The organism is Candidatus Bandiella woodruffii, assembly GCF_034359465.1.
Taxonomy (GTDB): Bacteria; Pseudomonadota; Alphaproteobacteria; order Rickettsiales; family Midichloriaceae; genus NDG2.
Genome location: NZ_CP110820.1, coordinates 853,495 through 871,308 on the forward strand (window position 1 = coordinate 853,495; position 17,814 = coordinate 871,308).

At 36.9% G+C, this 17,814-nt stretch carries 22 protein-coding genes and 1 tRNA gene; 12 read left to right on the forward strand and 11 right to left on the reverse strand.

Features of this window, described 5'->3' with window-relative positions; translation table 11 throughout:
- Positions 1–126: 126 nt before the first annotated feature.
- A complete protein-coding gene (locus Bandiella_RS05210; protein ID WP_323732418.1) occupies positions 127–600 on the forward strand; it encodes an IS1/IS1595 family N-terminal zinc-binding domain-containing protein in 474 nt (157 codons plus the stop codon).
- Positions 504–872 (forward strand): IS1 family transposase, encoded by a 369-nt coding sequence (locus tag Bandiella_RS05215; RefSeq protein WP_323733407.1) that lies wholly within the window; start codon positions 504–506, stop codon positions 870–872. The genes Bandiella_RS05210 and Bandiella_RS05215 overlap by 97 nt, the downstream gene beginning before the upstream one ends.
- Here the strand turns inward: Bandiella_RS05215 and Bandiella_RS05220 are convergent.
- Positions 869–1,156 carry a DUF2497 domain-containing protein gene (locus tag Bandiella_RS05220; protein WP_323732670.1) on the reverse strand — a complete coding sequence of 96 codons (288 nt, stop codon included), beginning with the start codon at positions 1,154–1,156 and terminating at the stop codon, positions 869–871. The two genes, Bandiella_RS05215 and Bandiella_RS05220, sit on opposite strands and share 4 nt — an antisense overlap.
- A 523-nt stretch (positions 1,157–1,679) precedes the next feature.
- Here Bandiella_RS05220 and Bandiella_RS05225 point away from each other — a divergent pair.
- The 5 genes from Bandiella_RS05225 (at position 1,680) to Bandiella_RS05245 (ending at position 5,797) form a co-directional block, all read left to right on the forward strand.
- Entirely contained in the window at positions 1,680–2,891 is a 1,212-nt protein-coding gene (locus Bandiella_RS05225) for a DEAD/DEAH box helicase (protein ID WP_323732671.1), read from the forward strand.
- Positions 2,892–2,965: 74 nt separating this feature from the next.
- Positions 2,966–3,169, forward strand: coding sequence for a hypothetical protein (locus Bandiella_RS05230; protein WP_323732672.1), 204 nt, complete (start codon positions 2,966–2,968; stop codon positions 3,167–3,169).
- A gap of 278 nt (positions 3,170–3,447) precedes the next feature.
- Positions 3,448–4,068 (forward strand): uroporphyrinogen-III synthase, encoded by a 621-nt coding sequence (locus Bandiella_RS05235; protein WP_323732673.1) that lies wholly within the window; start codon positions 3,448–3,450, stop codon positions 4,066–4,068.
- Positions 4,068–4,961 (forward strand): tRNA (adenosine(37)-N6)-dimethylallyltransferase MiaA, encoded by an 894-nt coding sequence (gene miaA, locus Bandiella_RS05240; protein WP_323732674.1) that lies wholly within the window; start codon positions 4,068–4,070, stop codon positions 4,959–4,961. Before Bandiella_RS05235 ends, miaA begins: the two co-directional genes overlap by 1 nt.
- 72 nt (positions 4,962–5,033) lie before the next feature.
- Positions 5,034–5,797, forward strand: a protein-coding gene (locus Bandiella_RS05245) for an IS5 family transposase (protein ID WP_323732675.1) whose coding sequence is annotated in 2 segments (ribosomal slippage) — positions 5,034–5,406 and positions 5,406–5,797 — 765 coding nt in all. Because the reading frame shifts where the segments join, the coding sequence is not laid out codon by codon here.
- 217 nt (positions 5,798–6,014) lie between these two features.
- Here the strand turns inward: Bandiella_RS05245 and rplQ are convergent.
- From rplQ to thiL, 5 genes are all read right to left on the reverse strand, one after another.
- Positions 6,015–6,377 carry a 50S ribosomal protein L17 gene (rplQ, locus tag Bandiella_RS05250; protein WP_323732676.1) on the reverse strand — a complete coding sequence of 121 codons (363 nt, stop codon included), beginning with the start codon at positions 6,375–6,377 and terminating at the stop codon, positions 6,015–6,017.
- Positions 6,378–6,392: 15 nt separating this feature from the next.
- Positions 6,393–7,430 (reverse strand): DNA-directed RNA polymerase subunit alpha, encoded by a 1,038-nt coding sequence (locus Bandiella_RS05255; protein WP_323732677.1) that lies wholly within the window; start codon positions 7,428–7,430, stop codon positions 6,393–6,395.
- A gap of 17 nt (positions 7,431–7,447) precedes the next feature.
- Positions 7,448–7,840, reverse strand: a complete 393-nt coding sequence (gene rpsK, locus Bandiella_RS05260; RefSeq protein ID WP_323732678.1) for a 30S ribosomal protein S11 — start codon at positions 7,838–7,840, stop codon at positions 7,448–7,450.
- 19 nt (positions 7,841–7,859) lie between these two features.
- The gene (rpsM, locus tag Bandiella_RS05265; RefSeq protein ID WP_323732679.1) at positions 7,860–8,237 is read right to left on the reverse strand and encodes a 30S ribosomal protein S13; all 378 of its coding nucleotides are present in this window, start codon (positions 8,235–8,237) and stop codon (positions 7,860–7,862) included.
- 115 nt (positions 8,238–8,352) lie between these two features.
- Positions 8,353–9,396, reverse strand: coding sequence for a thiamine-phosphate kinase (gene thiL, locus Bandiella_RS05270; protein WP_323733408.1), 1,044 nt, complete (start codon positions 9,394–9,396; stop codon positions 8,353–8,355).
- Between the two features lie 267 nt (positions 9,397–9,663).
- Here thiL and Bandiella_RS05275 point away from each other — a divergent pair.
- Both Bandiella_RS05275 and tuf read left to right on the forward strand, forming a co-directional pair.
- Positions 9,664–9,737 (forward strand) — tRNA-Gly (locus Bandiella_RS05275).
- 41 nt (positions 9,738–9,778) lie between these two features.
- Positions 9,779–10,957: an elongation factor Tu gene (tuf, locus tag Bandiella_RS05280; RefSeq protein WP_323732500.1), complete on the forward strand. Its 1,179-nt coding sequence runs from the start codon at positions 9,779–9,781 to the stop codon at positions 10,955–10,957.
- A 468-nt stretch (positions 10,958–11,425) separates the two neighbouring features.
- Here the strand turns inward: tuf and recF are convergent, their stop codons facing one another.
- From recF to Bandiella_RS05300, 4 genes are all read right to left on the reverse strand, one after another.
- Complete coding sequence (recF, locus tag Bandiella_RS05285) at positions 11,426–12,544, reverse strand: DNA replication/repair protein RecF (RefSeq protein WP_323732680.1); 1,119 nt, start codon at positions 12,542–12,544, stop codon at positions 11,426–11,428.
- A 5-nt stretch (positions 12,545–12,549) separates the two neighbouring features.
- Positions 12,550–13,674 (reverse strand): DNA polymerase III subunit beta, encoded by a 1,125-nt coding sequence (dnaN, locus tag Bandiella_RS05290; protein ID WP_323732681.1) that lies wholly within the window; start codon positions 13,672–13,674, stop codon positions 12,550–12,552.
- Positions 13,675–14,083: 409 nt separating this feature from the next.
- The gene (locus tag Bandiella_RS05295; RefSeq protein ID WP_323732682.1) at positions 14,084–14,632 is read right to left on the reverse strand and encodes a c-type cytochrome; all 549 of its coding nucleotides are present in this window, start codon (positions 14,630–14,632) and stop codon (positions 14,084–14,086) included.
- A gap of 178 nt (positions 14,633–14,810) precedes the next feature.
- Complete coding sequence (locus Bandiella_RS05300) at positions 14,811–15,122, reverse strand: hypothetical protein (protein WP_323732683.1); 312 nt, start codon at positions 15,120–15,122, stop codon at positions 14,811–14,813.
- A 93-nt stretch (positions 15,123–15,215) separates the two neighbouring features.
- Here Bandiella_RS05300 and Bandiella_RS05305 point away from each other — a divergent pair, with 93 nt between their 5' ends.
- From Bandiella_RS05305 to Bandiella_RS05315, 3 genes are read left to right on the forward strand one after another with little or no spacing between them, the layout of a single operon-like run.
- On the forward strand, positions 15,216–15,608 hold the full coding sequence (locus tag Bandiella_RS05305; protein WP_323732684.1) for a transposase-like zinc-binding domain-containing protein: 393 nt from the start codon (positions 15,216–15,218) through the stop codon (positions 15,606–15,608).
- Positions 15,557–15,688, forward strand: coding sequence for a hypothetical protein (locus Bandiella_RS05310; RefSeq protein ID WP_323732528.1), 132 nt, complete (start codon positions 15,557–15,559; stop codon positions 15,686–15,688). The genes Bandiella_RS05305 and Bandiella_RS05310 overlap by 52 nt, the downstream gene beginning before the upstream one ends.
- Positions 15,637–15,960 carry an IS1 family transposase gene (locus tag Bandiella_RS05315; RefSeq protein WP_323732685.1) on the forward strand — a complete coding sequence of 108 codons (324 nt, stop codon included), beginning with the start codon at positions 15,637–15,639 and terminating at the stop codon, positions 15,958–15,960. Before Bandiella_RS05310 ends, Bandiella_RS05315 begins: the two co-directional genes overlap by 52 nt.
- 36 nt (positions 15,961–15,996) lie before the next feature.
- Here Bandiella_RS05315 and Bandiella_RS05320 read toward each other — a convergent pair whose 3' ends face one another.
- Entirely contained in the window at positions 15,997–17,727 is a 1,731-nt protein-coding gene (locus tag Bandiella_RS05320) for a heme lyase CcmF/NrfE family subunit (RefSeq protein WP_323732686.1), read from the reverse strand.
- Between the last annotated feature and the right edge of the window lie 87 nt (positions 17,728–17,814).

Below are 17,814 nucleotides of genomic sequence, written 5' to 3' on the forward strand. Positions count from 1 at the left end.
ATATCACATTCTTTTCTTCTTTCCTATCCCTTTTAAAACACTCCCCAAATTATTTGTATATTTTTCCATTAAGCAGTTAGTGAAAGAAATTTGGGAGTGTTGCCATAAGATAGATAAGATGCTAAAATGAATATAGCGAGCAACAAAGAAAATAGAAATATGAATACAGAGTGTAAAAAATGCAGTAGCAGTAAATACGTTAAGAATGGTAATATTAGGGGTATGCAAAGGTATAAATGCAAAGAGTGTGGATGTAATTTTACAAGCACTAAATTAAGAGGCTGTTCGCCAGAGATGAAGGCTCTGGCAGTGTTATTGTACAGCATGGGAAAAAGTAGCTTTAGATGGCTAGGGAAATTATTTAAAGTAGCTCATACTAGCGTATATAAGTGGATAATACTGTATGCTAAAAAGATACCAAGACCAACAGTGCCGGAAGAATTGAGAGAAGTTGAAATAGATGAGATGTGGCATTTTGTAGATTCAAAAAAAACAAATTATGGATATGGAAAGCCTATAGTAGGGAGCTCAAGAGAGTTGTTGCCTGGGTGGTTGGTAAGCGTAACGTTACAACCTTTAGAAAATTGTGGAAAATCATAAGTAGAGATAATTGCACTTATTACACAGACGCTTGGTCTGTTTATTCAGAGGTTATACCTCGCCATCAACATGTTGTTGGCAAACAACATACACTCTCAATTGAGTCCAATAACTCAAACACAAGGCACAGAATTGCAAGAATGACCAGAAAAACAAAGGTAGTTTCAAAATCTGAAGAAGTTGTCGATCTTACGATTAAGCTCTGGGTACATTTTGAGGATAACAATAATTTCCTAAGTGAGCAGGGCAATTTTATATCTATCTTTGGCTAACACTCTGTAATTTTCTTTATCTCTTGATCAACCGCATTTTTTACAATGGTCGGCAGGTTTTCGTTGAGCCATTTTTTCAACTCAGGCTTTAAAAGCTCTATAACTAGTTCGTTTACTGTTAGGTCTTTACTTTGTTGATGAATTGGCTTTTTATTCTTTGACGGATCAGACGACACCACATCTGTTAAATCCAGTGTATCAAAATTTACATTTTTAAGCTTATTATCAATTAAATAGTCCTTAATATCATCCAACTCTTGGGTAACTTTTCTATTGTTATTCAAATTTAACCTCTGTTTTTTGCATAAACGCTCAATTTGTACATACGATACTTCAAAAATCAAAGGTCTGTGACACGCCAAAATACACTGTGACCTGAGAAGCATAATTTCAAATGACAGCCCTTGAAATTATTTGGAGTATGTCCGCAATATCTTTTAATTATTATCAGCATTGTCGTGTTTAGTCTAGCTTATTTCTGTTATTTAAGAATTGCTATAACAAAAAAAGCCCCCTTTAAACTATTTTATTGTATTTGTACATATTGTTGAATGACACAGTTGACTTTTGCTTGCGCAAGTAGTATAGTCCCGTTTCACTAATCTTGCTGCGCACATAGCTTCGTTTGTTTATAGGTTAATGGGTTTATAGCAGGTGTTGGGAATGTGTTATCAATTTAACATTAAAACAAACGTCCTGCGGCCTTTTATAAAAGATGGTTGCAGTTTTAATAACAACCACTACTACATTCGAGAGTTATTTTTTACATAGCTGCCTTATGTAATAGCTTTTTATATAGGGTATCGTATGCAAAATTTTACATCACTAGATCTGCCTGACTCTCTGCTTAGTTCACTTAAAAGGTTAGGATTCACAACACCCACGCCGATTCAGGCTAAAGCAATTCCAGCAGCGCTTGAAGGGAAAGATATAATAGGTTCAGCTCAAACAGGAACTGGGAAAACCATGGCGTTTTTGATCCCAGTAATTGCCCAGCTTCTGTCATCAAGCAACAGCAAGGCGTTAATAATGACGCCAACCAGAGAACTTGCTGCCCAAGTGCAGAAAGTTATGGATGAGCTTCTTGTTGGAATGGGGAAAATTTCTTCTGTTTTGTTAATAGGTGGGGCGCCAATATTCAAACAAATGCAAAAACTTAAGAGTAATCCACGCATGATTGTTGGTACTCCTGGCAGGATTACGGACCATTTAATTCGTAAAAGTTTAACATTAAAAAACATAAGCTTCCTTGTTGTTGACGAGTCAGACCGCATGTTAGATATGGGGTTTAGTATTCAACTTGATAAGATTGTCGAGTATCTGCCTAAAGAGCGTCAAACATTAATGTTTTCTGCTACTTTTTCTCCAGAAGTTTTGTCTCTATCTAAGAAATACTTGTCTAATCCCGAGCGCATCTCTGTTGGGGAAGTGAATAAGGCTGCTCAACATATCAAACAAGAGACGCTACATACAAATGGCACTAAAAAATATGAGGACTTAATTGCAGAACTAGATAAAAGAGATGGTTCTATACTTGTTTTTGTAAACACCAAAATCGGTGCTGCTAAATTAACAGAGAAACTGGCAAGAAACAATCATAGCGTTGCAACTTTACACGGAGACATTGAACATCGCAAGCGCGAACGTGTGATAGGTGAATTTCGTGCAGGAAACTTCAGAATTATGGTTGCCACCGATGTTGCTTCTCGTGGCCTTGATATCTCTCACATCAAGCATGTAATCAATTATGACATACCAAGAAGCCATGAGGATTATATTCATCGCATAGGCAGAACTGCAAGAGCTGAGAGCACAGGAACAGCGCTGAACTTTATCTTGCCGGAAGAAATAAAGAAATGGAAAATCATTGAGCGTTTAATGAATCCAGGCAGCAATCCTGTAGCCGAGGGTAAACACATGAAGAAGCATTATAATCCATCGAAACGCAAACCTGGAAAGAAGAATTACACCTTCGCAAAACCAAGCTTTCCAAAGGCAAAGAGGACAAGTCATGCCTAGCAAATTTACATATTGACTAAGCTATGCTATTTTTGTTATATGATGAGTGAATGTAATTTTTAATTTTTAGTATTATGGCAGTAAAAAAGGGTTCCAAAAATAACGTCAGCAACCGCGGTAAAGGTGCAGAATTAAAGAAGTTAGATGGCAAAACAGTCAAGCCTATATTGTATAAAGGCGAAAGGTTAGGGCATGGGAATTATATGGCAGCAAAATTTGAGGATGGTAAGCTAGCAAGAGATGGAGAAGGTAGACCAATTCCTTACCAAATGGTTTGATATACTGCCAAAAATCCAAAATCTAGGTCTTTTTAATTGCTCTATTATACCTTACTAGAGGAGCGCATAAATTTAGCATCTTCTCTCTGTTGTGTCCTACTCACGTTGCAGATAGCGCAGAGTGCCTTTGAGATTTATTGATAGAAAATGGTGACACTTCTAATTTGCCAGATGTTGAAGATAAGTTAGCAGATGTTATTACTTACTGATACAATAAAATGACTATACTACTGACAAGGCCTTATGCTCTCTCTATAAACTCAAAACATCGTCTACTAATGCTTGGTAAGAACTCGGTGATTATTCCACTTATAAAGGTACAAAATATAGATATTCAAGTTATGGACGATAACTACGATGTAGTGATTCTTACTAGCCAAAACGCCGTTCATGCTGTTGAAAAAAGTTCCTGGATTAAGCGCAAACCTATATTTGTTGTGGGCAATAAAACCAAAGAAAAATTGCTTCAAATAGGCTGTGGCTGTGTCATGTCGAGCAATGGAACTGCACGTAATTTAGAGGAAACAATCGTAAATAACGTATCAAATACATTAAGAATACTATATTTGTCCGGTGATTATACCTCTTATGATTTGGACATTAAATTAAAATCAAGGGGGTATGATGTTACAAAAAAAACTGCGTATCGAGCGAATGCTGTTCAATCTCTTTCAAAACAGGAAATTGGTGTAATGAACACATCCGATACAATTCTTTTTTATTCTCCCAGAACAGCTAGTGTATTTACCAAGCTTGCATGGCAGTATAGTTTAAGGGGTAATGATAAAGTCGCAATTTGTATAAGCAATAATTGCGCTTCACTTATATCCGAATTAGTTTGGAAAGAGATTAGAATCGCAAATCGGCCTAATGAAAAAGCAATGTTTGCACTATTGTGATGCTGGATTTAAAAAAAGTCGAAGGTAAAATAATATGCATATATGGACCAACTGCGTCTTCTAAATCCAAATTGGCAATAGAGTTTGCTCAGAAAATTGGCGGGGTCATAATAAACGCGGACTCAATGCAAATATACAAAGATGTACCAATTCTAACATCTCAACCAACCGAACATGAAAAAGAAGCTTTAACACACCAACTTTATGGGATGGCTAACCTAACAACAAAATTCTCAGTTAATGAGTGGTTGAAACTTGCCATAAATCAAATCAACGCAACAAGAAAACTCGGATTATCACCGATATTAGTTGGGGGAACGGGGCTTTATTTTTTAAGTTTAATTAGGGGGATTGCTGAAATTCCGCAGATAGAGCAAACCACAAAAGATTATGTAAGGAGTTTAGCCGCAAAATCGCCCCAAGTTGGGGTGCATAAAATATTGATCGATTATGATTCTGAACTTGCTCAAAAGGTTTCTCCAAACGATACAGTAAGGGTGTTAAGGGGGCTTGAGGTTATGATCCAAACTGGTAAATCGATTTTAGAGTGGCAGAAAAATAACGCAAAGTTTTTTGCTGAAACCGAATTTTTTAAAGTTTATCTTTGTCCGCCAAGAGAAAAGTTGTATTCAAATATTAATCAAAGGTTTCTTCAGATGTTAACAAAAGGTGTTGAGGATGAAGTACGAGCTGTCTTTGTTAAACATGAGTACCAATCAATAGTACCTAAAATCATAGGTCTGTCCACTATCAGAGACTATATAATGCATCAAAAAGATTTAGGCACTATGATAAATGAGGTGCAGAAACTCACACGCAACTATGCTAAAAGACAGTACACATGGTTTAATAATCAGCTAAAACATGATGTAGTGGTTGACAACATATTTTGAATATCAATTCTAGATAGTGTCGTCATGAGATTTGTGGTATAATATGAAAGAAAAGATAAATCAGGAGTAAAAATGGATTTAGGGCTACATAGGCATGATATAACAGATAATATGTGGGATTTGATAAAGGATCATTTACCAGGAAGGGAAGGTACGTGGGGAGGTTTGGCACATAATAACAGAGGATTCATTAACGCAGTATTTTGGATATTAAGAACAGGTTCTCCCTGGAGAGATTTGCCTTCAGAATATGGAGGATGGAAAAATACACATAAAAGATTTTGCAGATGGAGAGACAAAAGGATATGGGAGGCTTTATTGGAGATATTTGTGAAAGAACCTGATATGGAATGGTTAATGATAGACGCAAGTCATAGTAAAGTGCATCCACATGCTTCAGGTGCAAAAGGCGGCAATCAAGATATGAGTCGTACAAAAGGGGGCTCAATACAAAGATTCACCTTGCCTTGGATTCACATGGTATGCCACTCAAAGTTATTGTCACAAAAGGCTCAGAAGCTGATTGCAAGCAGGCTGTTAATCTTATTGAAGAGATGAAAGCTGAGTACTTACTAGCCGACAGAGGGTACGATGCTAATTACATAATTGACCATGCCCAAGAATTGGGCATGAGAGTTGTTATTCCTCCTAAAAAGAACAGAATCACCCAGAGAAAATACGATAAAGATTTATACAAAATAAGGCATATTGTAGAAAACACCTTTCTTCATCTTAAAAGATGGAGGGGAATTGCAACCAGATATGCTAAAAATTCAGCTTCTTTTCTTGCCGCAATTCAGATTAGATGCTTATCTCTTTGGCTTAAAATCTCATGACGACATTATCTAGCTCGACAACTAACTTTCCCGTAAAACTGAATTTAGATGGCATGAGTTTTGGACAATGGTAAAAAAAAGTAAGTTCAGTCTCGCACTTGCGCGCAAGACTCTAAGACTTGGAATTTACTATCAAACCTATAGTATATAGGCAGAAGAAAAGCAACTTTTCAATCTATCAAGCTGCACTTAGATACCACACAATAGAATGTTGTAATTATTGTTGGTCGACAAATTGTATAAGAGCCATAGGAGCACAATCTCCTTGCCTAAACCCAGATTTTACAATTCTTGTATAACCACCGTTTCTATCTTTATACCTAGGAGACAAAACTTTAAGTATTTTATCAGCTTCCTGCAATCCGCCACCGAGTTTTGATATAACCATTCTTCTAGCGTGTAAAGAATCGTTTTTGCCAGCAGTTACCAACTTCTCAACCACTGACCTAAGGTCTTTTGCTTTGGGCAAAGTTGTGGTAATTTGCTCATGGTTTATCAAAGACTTGCAAAGATTTCTTATTAAGCTTGTTCTATGAGCACTTCTCCTTGAAAATTTTCTTTTGCTTTTTCTATGTATCACTAGTTTTACCCAAAATTAGTTATTGTCTTCAATATATGTTTTTGCTAATTCTTCCACATTTTTTGGTGGCCAATCTTTTATTTCCATGCCGAACTTTAGCCCCATTTCTGCTAAAATATCTCTAATTTCATAAAGAGATTTTTTCCCGAAATTAGGGATTTTTAACATTTGAGTTTCAGTTTTTGTGACTAAATCTCCAATATATATTATGTTATCATTTTTTAGGCAGTTTTGCGAACGTATGGATAACTCCATATCACAAACCTTTCTCAGTAAGTTTAGGTCGAAAGGAACTACCTTCTCTTTAGGTTTCTCCACTTCTTCGACTTCCCTAAAGTTAATGAAAACTTGTAGCTGTTCCTGAAATATCTTAGCAGCGAAAGCTAATGCTAAATCACTCTTAATCGCGCCGTTTGTTTCTATAGTAAGAAGCAACTTATCATACTCGGTTTTAGAACCAACGCGACTATTTTCTACTTTAAACGAACATCTCAAGACAGGAGAAAAGATTGAATCTATAGCTATGAAGTTGCTTCCGTAACTGAAGTCTTGCTGTTCACTTGCAACCCTATACCCCTTCCCAGATGTTACTATAAACTCCATTTCCAATTTGGTTTCTTTAGTAATATTACAAATTACTAAGTCTGGATTAGTGATTTGAAATCCATCGGACACCTTTATCATACCTGCAGTCACTGGACCGCTTTTAGAAACACTTAAAGTGAACTTTTTATTGTCGAATCCAGCGCTTCCACTAATGATAACCGATTTTAAATTTAATATAATTTCAACAACATCTTCTTTGACTCCTTCAATTGTTGAATATTCATGCTCCACACCACTGATTCTAACAGCGGATATTGCAGTGCCTTGTAATGAAGACAGCAATATTCTTCTTAATGCATTACCAAGCGTAACACCGAATCCCCTCTCTAGAGGTTCTATACTAAAAACACCAACATTATCTGTAGACTTTTCCACAGAATAGCTTGCTGGTTTTATTAAACTAACCCAATTCAAAGAAATATTTGCCCCTTGTGTCGCTTCCTGCATTTAAATACCCTGATAAATTATACTCTTCTTCTTTTAGGTGGTCTAGGACCATTGTGTGGGATTGGGGTGATATCCTTAATGACCGTAAGGTTAATTCCCGTTGAAACTAGCCCCCTTATTGCTGACTCTCTTCCGTTACCAGCTCCTTGTATTTTGACTGACATGGTCTGCATACCAAACTCCAAGGCTTTTTTTCCAGCTATCTCCGCTGTTATTTGCGCTGCGTATGGAGTAGATTTACGAGAACCTTTGAAGCCATTACATCCAGCTGAAGACCATGCTATTACAGCTCCATGCAAATCCGAGATGGTTACTATAGTGTTATTAAAGCTTGCCAATATATGTGCAATCCCAATAGTTACGTTTCTTTTTTTCTTGTTAGCTGTGCTAGATGTAGTTTTTTTATTCATACCTAATCTTTATTTCTAATTATTTAGCAACTTTTTTCTTGCCAGCAATAGCAATTGCTTTACCTTTTCTTGTTCTTGCATTGGTATGCGTTCTTTGTCCACGTACAGGCAATTTCTTCACATGTCTAATGCCCCTATAGCATTTGATATCGATAAGATCTTTAATATTCATAGAGACTTCCATTCGCAAATCACCTTCAACAGCGTACGAAGAGTCTATAACCTCTCTTAATTTCCTTACTTCTTCGTCAGAGAGTTTCATAACCCTTAAATTTGGGTCTATGTTTGCTTTTTCGCATATATTCATTGCTCTATGGTTACCTATGCCATAGATATACGTCAAAGCTGTACTAACTTTCTTGGATGTCGGGATGTTTACACCTGCTATACGCGCCACAGAAAAACCTCTTTATAATATTATTAGTAGTTTCGATTTTAAGGATTCTATAGATTTAAATCGCTAAGTCAAGCACTGAAGTTAAATTTTTGGGGCTACTGAAGAAATTTATGGATTAAAACTCAGTTGATTCTCCAAAATGTGAAAATGGCTTCAGTTTTTTGTTTTTCCATAAGCCATTATTTACAAAACAGATACCACTGCCATTTGTGATATACCCAATGCGCTTCATCGGATAACCAAAAATTTTAGCAAAATCTTTGGCAAAACAATGGAGTTTTTCAACATCTATCGCACATAAAAGGCCATAATCCTCACCCCCTGTGAGCATGACGTCCATACAGTCAAGTCCTAATATGGCACAATCTTCTCTGAAAGCAATAGAGGGGTTTAAAAGTTCTAAATCTATTACCCCCTTGGCGTCAGAAGCTTTGCACAGTTTGCGTAAATCAACCAGCAAACCATCAGAAATGTCCATCATGCATGTTACTGCATCTTGCTCCGCGAGCCAAATCCCTTCCTTTGTTTTTGCTGTTGGGCGCAAAAATGGTTTTTTGTACAGTCCAAACTCGCTCAAAGATTTTTCACAGGCAATCAATCCTAGGTGGGCGTAGCCCAACTCGCCAACTACACAAATTATGTTGGTTGGTTTTGCTGTGCACCTATATTTGATAGCTTTGGTTCTTGCGACCCCAATGATCGTGACACTGATGAATATTCTATCTCTTGATGCGGTTATATCTCCTCCAATAAGTTTAATACCTGTATTTTCACACATGTCGGCAAAATTATGGAGAAATTCTTTTGCATACTCTTGATGCAGCATCGGGATTGAAATGCCACCCAACACAAAAAGAGGAGTAGCTCCCATGGCTGCAACGTCACTTAAATTAACGTGTAGCGCTTTGTGTGCCAGGCTCAATGGGTCGAAGTAAGATGTGCAAAAGTGGACGTCCTCCACAATTATGTCTTTTGTTACAATGTAACTTTGCTCATCTGTAAACTGAATTACCGCAGCATCATCGCCTATATGCGATGGGAATCTGTTTTTAAGCTTGGCGATTAAATCAAGTTCGCTTAACTTAGTATTTTTAATAAAGTAACATTTAGTTCGCTTAACATTTGCGGTGTAAATACATAACTGCGGTTGCCAACTAATTTACGATCATACAAAAAAGAGTAGATAAGTCAAACTATAGCGCAATAACTTTGATTTTGCTGCACTGATCAAGGCGCAAAGTGTGGTAAACCCGCATGAACAACAAGCGAAGTAGCAACAAGTTTAAAGCTATCCAGCTATAACACTTTCAAAATGGTATCAGTGCCCTTAACGCAGGCCTTAAAAATAAAGTTTTATTGTTCAAAATTATTGACATCAAAACAAACTCATTGTAGAGTCTCCCCTAGAATTAGTTACGCTTTTTTAGCGGATGTAGCTCAATGGTAGAGTTCCAGCCTTCCAAGCTGGCTGTGTGGGTTCGATTCCCGTCATCCGCTCCAATATAAGCTATAAAACAAACAAAAATAAAGGAGAAAAAGAAATGGCAGAAGGTAAATTCGAAAGAACCAAACCGCACGTAAACACAGGTACGATAGGACACGTTGACCATGGAAAAACAACTTTAACTGCTGCAATTACGAAGTATTTTAGTAAAAAAGCAGTTAAGTATGATGAGATAGACAAGGCTCCAGAAGAAAAAGAAAGGGGTATAACCATCAACTCTGCGCATGTGGAGTATGAAACTGAAGCAAGGCACTACGCACACGTGGATTGTCCTGGCCACGCCGATTATGTAAAAAACATGATCACAGGTGCGGCACAGATGGATGGTGCGATATTAGTTGTAAGCGCAGTTGACGGACCAATGCCACAAACAAGAGAGCATATCCTACTGGCAAAACAGGTTGGAATAAAAGTGTTGGTAGTGTTTTTAAATAAGGTCGACATGGTAGCTGACGAAGAATTGCTGGAGTTGGTTGAAATCGAAATAAGAGAGTTGTTAACCAAGTATGGATTTGATGGAGACAATACAGTAATAGTTAGGGGGTCTGCGTTAAAGGCATTAACTGAAGAAGGTAGTGATCTGGGTGAAAAATCAATAAGAGAGCTAATGAAGGCTGTTGATGAAAAAATAGAAATGCCTGCTAGGGAGTTAGACAAGCCGTTCTTGATGTCTATTGAAGATGTGTTTTCAATCTCAGGGAGGGGAACCGTGGTAACAGGAAGGATAGAACAAGGTAAAATTAAAGTGGGAGAAGAGATAGAGATAGTTGGAATAAGGCCTAGTCGTAAGAGTGTGGTCACAGGTGTGGAGATGTTTAAGAAAGAGTTGGAGCAAGGAATGGCAGGAGATAATGCCGGACTATTGCTTAGGGGTGTTGCGAAAGAAGAAGTGGAAAGAGGGCAAGTACTGTCGAAGCCTGGTAGCATAACACCGCACACAAGATTTAAGGCGGAGATATATGTGTTGAAAAAAGATGAAGGGGGAAGGCACACGCCGTTCTTCAAGAATTATAGGCCGCAGTTTTATTTTAGAACAACAGACGTTACAGGAGCTGTTGAGCTAAAAGACGGGGTGGAAATGGTAATGCCTGGGGACAACACGGAGATCGTGGTTGAATTGATAGCCCCAATTGCAATGGACAAAGGTTTGAAATTTGCGATCAGAGAAGGCGGCAAGACCGTTGGTGCTGGAGTTGTTACTGAAATTATTAAATAACGTTATATTATCAAATCAATATCCCTGTACTTAGAAAGGTGGTTGGATGTGGCTTGTAACCTTGTATTACAAGCCATGTTTATGTACGTATATTCTGCATCTTTTAAAAGTTGGCATCGTCATTTTTGCGCTCTCGCATTTCGTCACGTACTTTTGTACGCTCCTTATGCTCAGCACTAAATTCCTTGCCAATTCTAAAAATAACTTTGAGTATATACCTCTAGTAAATCAAGAGTTGATGAAATTTATAGACGACAGAGAACTTGGAAAAGAGCGAGAAATACCAGTGATGAGCATAAGGAGCGTACAAAAGTACGTGACGAAATGCGAAGTCCGAAGTATTTTGACGCCAATTTTTCAAGTTATCGGAGTATATATGATCCCTCCGTCAAAATGAGTGAATATTTTAATCTTTTTTAATTCACCACAGCCCTTTTATTCTAATTTAGTTATAGTTTTGAATTGAGGTTAAAATTGGATTTTGGTTGCATTTCCGATTAACCTATCAAGCTCTGTATCAGTGCTACTGATCCAAATTTGGGAAGGAGTTTGACTTAATTCTGCGATTAGATCTGCCTTTCTTCTTTCATCCAAATGTGCGAATATCTCATCCAATAATAAAATTGGAGCGATATTGCTGTGTTGATATATTGCATGAGATTGACCAAGGAGTAAGGCTATGATCATAGATTTTTGTTCACCTGTTGAACATAAATTGGCATGTCGATTTTGCTCTTTATCCATAACAACAACTTCGCTTTTATGGGCACCTATCCCACATTTTTGGATTCTTGAATCATTTAGCCTGTTGCGCTTTAGCTTCTCCATGATAAAATCGCTCACTTTGATTGGATTGCTTGTTTCCAATTGGCTCTCTACTTCTCCTTTCATAAAGAATACGGGCCTGAGGTAAGTCTTGCTAAATGTACTCAAAAATGAGTTTATGATATTTAGGCATTTCTGCCTGTTATCTACAATTTTCACACTCAAATCCGCTATCCTCTGTTCGATTTGGGTCAACCATTTTTCATCCCATCCAACATCACTTAAAATCTTGTTTCTTGACTGCAAAAAATATTCATGTTCTATGACCTGTTTAGCATGTTCTGGGAAAAAATTAAACGTCATCCTATCTATAAATCTTCTTCTTACACTTGGAGATTCTAAAAATAGGTTCTCCATTTGAGGTGTAAGCCAAACAATCCTGAGGAAGTTCAGAATATCAGTTTTTTTTCCAATCTCTTCTTCATCAATTTTAAGAATTTTTTTCCCATTAGAAGAGGTATGTTTAAAATTACATCCAAATAATATTTTTTTACTTGACTCTAAATGCTGATAATAAGCGATTACAGCCCACTCTGCTAAATTTTTGTCAAAGTTAGTTATGATATCACTGTTTGTACTGTTTCTCATCCCCCTGCCTGCATTCAATATGGAAACTGCCTCAAGTACATTAGTTTTCCCAGAACCATTCTTACCCAAAATAAGCACGAATTTTCCGTTAGAATTAACAGCAAGATTTTCATGATTACGAAAATTATGCAGAACTAACTGTGATATATAAGAGCGTGTATTGCCTATGACCAAAACGTTTATATTTTTAAAGGCATTAATACAAATTTACAATTAGAGTCACTTCCACTTTCAACTAACACAGCTCTATCACTTGAATTGAGTTTAAAAACCACCTTCTCACCAGTAAGATTGTCTAGAATATCAAGAATATATCTTGAGTTGAAAGCAGTTGTTATTTCTTCATTTTCATATGAAGCAGGTATATCTATCGTTCCAGAAGCACTTATCTTATCATTTGCATGCAGTGTTATCCTACTTTGATGTATTTTTAGTTTTATCGCCTTGACCTTCTCACTAGAAATTGCTGTGACTAGGTCTATGGCATTTGATAGTTGGTCGATAGAAGCTTCAAGAACCTTGAAGTTATCGTAAGGAATTGCTTTATTATAATCAGGGAACTTCCCATCAATTAGCTTTGAAACCAGAGTTGTATTGCCAATAATAGCAGTGATCTTATTCGGTGAACCCCCTAACGTAATATCGCCCTGGTAGCCTTCAATAAGCTTTAATAATTCAACTGCTGTCTTTCTTGGCAATATGATCTCTGGTAATAACGCTGCATTACTTGGCAAAGTTACTTCTGCCATGGCAAGCCTGTGAACATCAGTTGCAACAGCTCTCAAAACTTTCACCCCATCATCTTCCACAACATGTAAAAAGATGCCGTTTAGATAATATTTTGTATCATCGTACGAAATCGCATGCTTCGTAGCTGAAATTAAATAACTCAAATCACTGCAAGAAATTTTAAACTCACAATCGTGCCGTCCCTCTTCAAAATCTGGAAACTCTTCGGCAGAAAGGCAAGGTAGGATAAATTCGCTCAAACCAGACTTTATCAACATTTTAACTGGTTTTTCAGAAGGCTCAAAAATCAATTGCACCTTTTGATCACTCCCAATCTTTCTCAGCACATCATAAAATGTGTGGATAGGTGTTGTTGTGGTTAAATCACCAGCAACACTGGCTTCAATAACTTCCTTGGCAAAAATCTCTAAATCTGTTGTATAAAATGACATTTTATTTTTCTTTGTGCTAATTTTGACATTAGACAAAATGGGTTTTGCATTCCTCTTCTCTACAATTGACTGAATATGCCCTAAAGCTTCTAACAACTCACTACTATTTACCTGTACTTTCATGCGATATAATTGCTAAATATCAAAATTAACTACCAAGATAATAAATTAAGTTTATAAATTTGCAAGCAAAGCCTTGCATCCTGACCCTGTTATTAACATTTATACTCCGCATCACATTTTGGATTTTATGTTTTGAGCATCTCTTTGTACGCTTCTCATGCCCATTACCTATATCCCTAGCTTTTTAGGAGTTATAGATCATCTGTAAATTTTGTTAAAGTTTAATTAACTTATCAAAGATATATACCTCTCGTAAATCAAGAGTTGATGAAATTTATAGACGACAGAGAACTTGGAAAAGAGCGAGGAATACGAGTGATGAGCATGAGGAGCGTACAAAAGTACGTGACGAAATGCGAAGTCCGAAGTATGACGACGCCAATTTTTCAAGTTATCGGAGTATACACCATTATGGTCGACTTTTTGGCGTATCGTCATGAGTGCGTAAAAACTCAATTAAGTCCACCCTATCCTGAATAACTTTGATTCCAGCAAATGCCATTTTTGTCCCAGGCACATGCTTTTTCGGAGACTTGAGATAGGCGATTAATTCCTGATAGCTCCACACATCGCCTGCTTTTCCTTTGTTCGCCATTGCATCTGAATAAGCGAAAGTTTGCTTAGATGCCACTTTACTTCCCACAACACCCCATAAATTAGGTCCTACTTTGTTCGCTTCTCCCTTATTAATCGTGTGACAAATTGCACATTTTTTAAATGTAGACTCTCCGCTGGTATAATTAGCTTGTGCGAAAAGGGCTTTAATGTCGATTTTCGTCTCGTCAACCTCTTCTTGTTTTATATCCTCGGGTCCTGTTGCTATTTCAACTTTATACCCCTTTTTTTCAATTCTAATTTCTGGATAGTATATTAAATTTCCAATATTAATTGAAAATATGACGGCAAAAATTGCAAGGGCAATTGAAATTGCCATTTTATCAAACTCGTAGTTATTCATTTTTCATCGTCATGACTTCTATTCCGGGAACTAAACCAGCATCATTGTACAAAATATCAGACTATATTCAACTATAATTTTCCAGCTTTGGTTGCTGAGAAATGGACTATGGTTGAAACAACATAAAAAACAAAGGTGTATTTTATGTTGCTTCAACTGTAATTGAGGAATGATGTTTTTAACGCTCTGTGCTCCCACATGTGGATTGATAACAGTGATCCTCAAGATAAAGAATTGGGGAGGAGATATCTGGCATTATGTCTGAAGCATCGTAAATGATTGGATCAGAAGCGTTATTGACCTGATTACTTATCACAAAACTCTCCTCATCCATATTTCCTGGGATATTGCCCGGTTGTAGCAGAATCTTCCTTACATCCTCTCCTAACTCTTTTACCAAAGCTTCGACATGGTGTGAATATAGTTTAGAAAAATCAAACCCAGCCTCATTCAAAGGTTTTATAGATTCAATCCCTAATTCTTTTACCAAACCTACGGTATAGTATGGATAAGAATTGAGTATAGAGAAATCAACCCCCAACTCTTTCAGGGAGTGTTGCCATAAGATAGATAAGATGCTAAAATGAATATAGCGAGCAACAAAGAAAATAGAAATATGAATACAGAGTGTAAAAAATGCAGTAGCAGTAAATACGTTAAGAATGGTAATATTAGGGGTATGCAAAGGTATAAATGCAAAGAGTGTGGATGTAATTTTACAAGCACTAAATTAAGAGGCTGTTCGCCAGAGATGAAGGCTCTGGCAGTGTTATTGTACAGCATGGAAAAAAGTAGCTTTAGATGGCTAGGGAAATTATTTAAAGTAGCTCATACTAGCGTATATAAGTGGATAATACTGTATGCTAAAAAGATACCAAGACCAACAGTGCCGGAAGAATTGAGAGAAGTTGAAATAGATGAGATGTGGCATTTTGTAGATTCAAAAAAACAAATTATGGATATGGAAAGCCTATAGTAGGGAGCTCAAGAGAGTTGTTGCCTGGGTGGTTGGTAAGCGTAACGTTACAACCTTTAGAAAATTGTGGAAAATCATAAGTAGAGATAATTGCACTTATTACACAGACGCTTGGTCTGTTTATTCAGAGGTTATACCTCGCCATCAACATGTTGTTGGCAAACAACATACACTCTCAATTGAGTCCAATAACTCAAACACAAGGCACAGAATTGCAAGAATGACCAGAAAAACAAAGGTAGTTTCAAAATCTGAAGAAGTTGTCGATCTTACGATTAAGCTCTGGGTACATTTTGAGGATAACAATAATTTCCTAAGTGAGCAGGGCAATTTTATATCTATCTTTGGCTAACACTCTGATACTGTGGAAATATGACAACGCCAATTTTTAAAAAACCCTGGATATAACGCGTTTTTTGACAATGCTGCATACCCCAGCTAAAAATATCAACAGACAGCTAATCCATATCAAGTTAACCATAGGATTAAATTGCACGTTCAATATCACACTTTGGGAATTATTGGGTGAATTTATGGAAAAGTATAAATCGTAAAAGAAATTCCTAATAATGCCGACCTCAGCAGTCTGCTGTTGCTCAATTGGAAAGAATCTGATTTCTGGATATACTTTGGCTCCGTTGCCAACCTCTATTACTGCCGTTTTAGTAAAATAATTTTCCATGGTGCGATATTGTATGTCTCTTAGTGTGATTGGCGTATTTCTAAAACTGACGGTTTCTTGGATGTTGATGTTTACCTGGAGTTCTTCTCTCAAGTTATAATACAAAGAAACCGATAAAACCAAAAAGCCAAACCCACAATGCGCCAATAACATTGGTAATTTACTGAAATTTCTTGTTCTCATCCATTTGATCAACGTAATGAGAATTAGGTATAATGAAACAACAACCCCAAAAACAGCATAAGTATAGCTTCTTGTTGAAACTCCAATAAGCAGTGTGGAGCCTATAAAACTCACAACAAGAGAACCAATTGTTAATCTACCAAAATTAAATTTACGTTCTTTTTCAGCATATGTGCACAAAAAGACAAGTCCTATAACCAAAGGTGGAACAACCGCATTGTAATATTCCACGCTTGTTGACACACTTTGTTTAAAAAATACTTCAAGTATTATTGGATAGATGGTGCCCAAAGCAATAACAGCCGCTATAATTGACAGAATTATGTTGTTTAGTAATATCAGTTTATTACTATGCAACTCCTTAACTACAAGCTTTTTAAAGTTCAGCATATATAAAAATAGCGAAATAGCAGTTATAAAAAAGATCGATAGCAATATTAAAACTCCTCTTTTTGAATCTTGAGCAAAGGAATGAACTGAGGTGATAACGCCTGAGCGCACTATAAATGCTCCAAGCATTACTAAAGTAAAGGTAATTATACTAAGTAAAATCGCCCAATTCAGTTGAGTGCGTGATTTGCCTGCAATCATCAAAGAGTGTATCAATGCTGAAGAAGTGATCCAAGGCATTAACGAAGCGTTTTCCACAGGGTCCCAAAACCAAAATCCTCCCCATCCCAGCTCTCTATATGCCCACCATGCGCCTGTTGCAATCCCAGCGGTTAAAAAACTCCAAGCGAACATAACCCAAGGTTTTATTGACTTCGCCCAGTCTGATGTATCTTTCGTGATTAGAACTGCTAAGCTTGCAGAAAAAGGCAATGAAAAACCAACATATCCCAGGTATAAAATTGGTGGATGGAAAGAAACGCCGATATCCTGTAAAAGTGGATTCATTCCTAATCCGTTTAAAGGTGCTGGTATCATTCTTTCAAAGGGGTTAGAAGTAAAGATTGTAAATAAAACAAAGCCAGCAGCCAGTAATGCCTGTATCACCAAAGTAATATTTCGATTTGGGCCGTGGCTTGTGCAAAAAATTCCGTAAAAAGCTGAAGGTATACATATCGCTAACGTCCAAAGTAGCATTGACCCCTCATGGTTGCTCCATGCCCCTGCTATTTTATATAACAATGGTTTTAGTTTATGCGAGTGATATGCTACGTTTAGCACAGAAAAGTCCGACGTAATATGGCAAATAATCAGTGAACAAAAACTGAAAGCCACTGCAGTCAAAACAATTAGCCATAAAGTCACTATTATCCTGCCCCTATTTTTGGGTGGATATAAATTGCAGAATATAATCGCAACCAAACTTACTAGCGATATATGCAGAGAAAGATT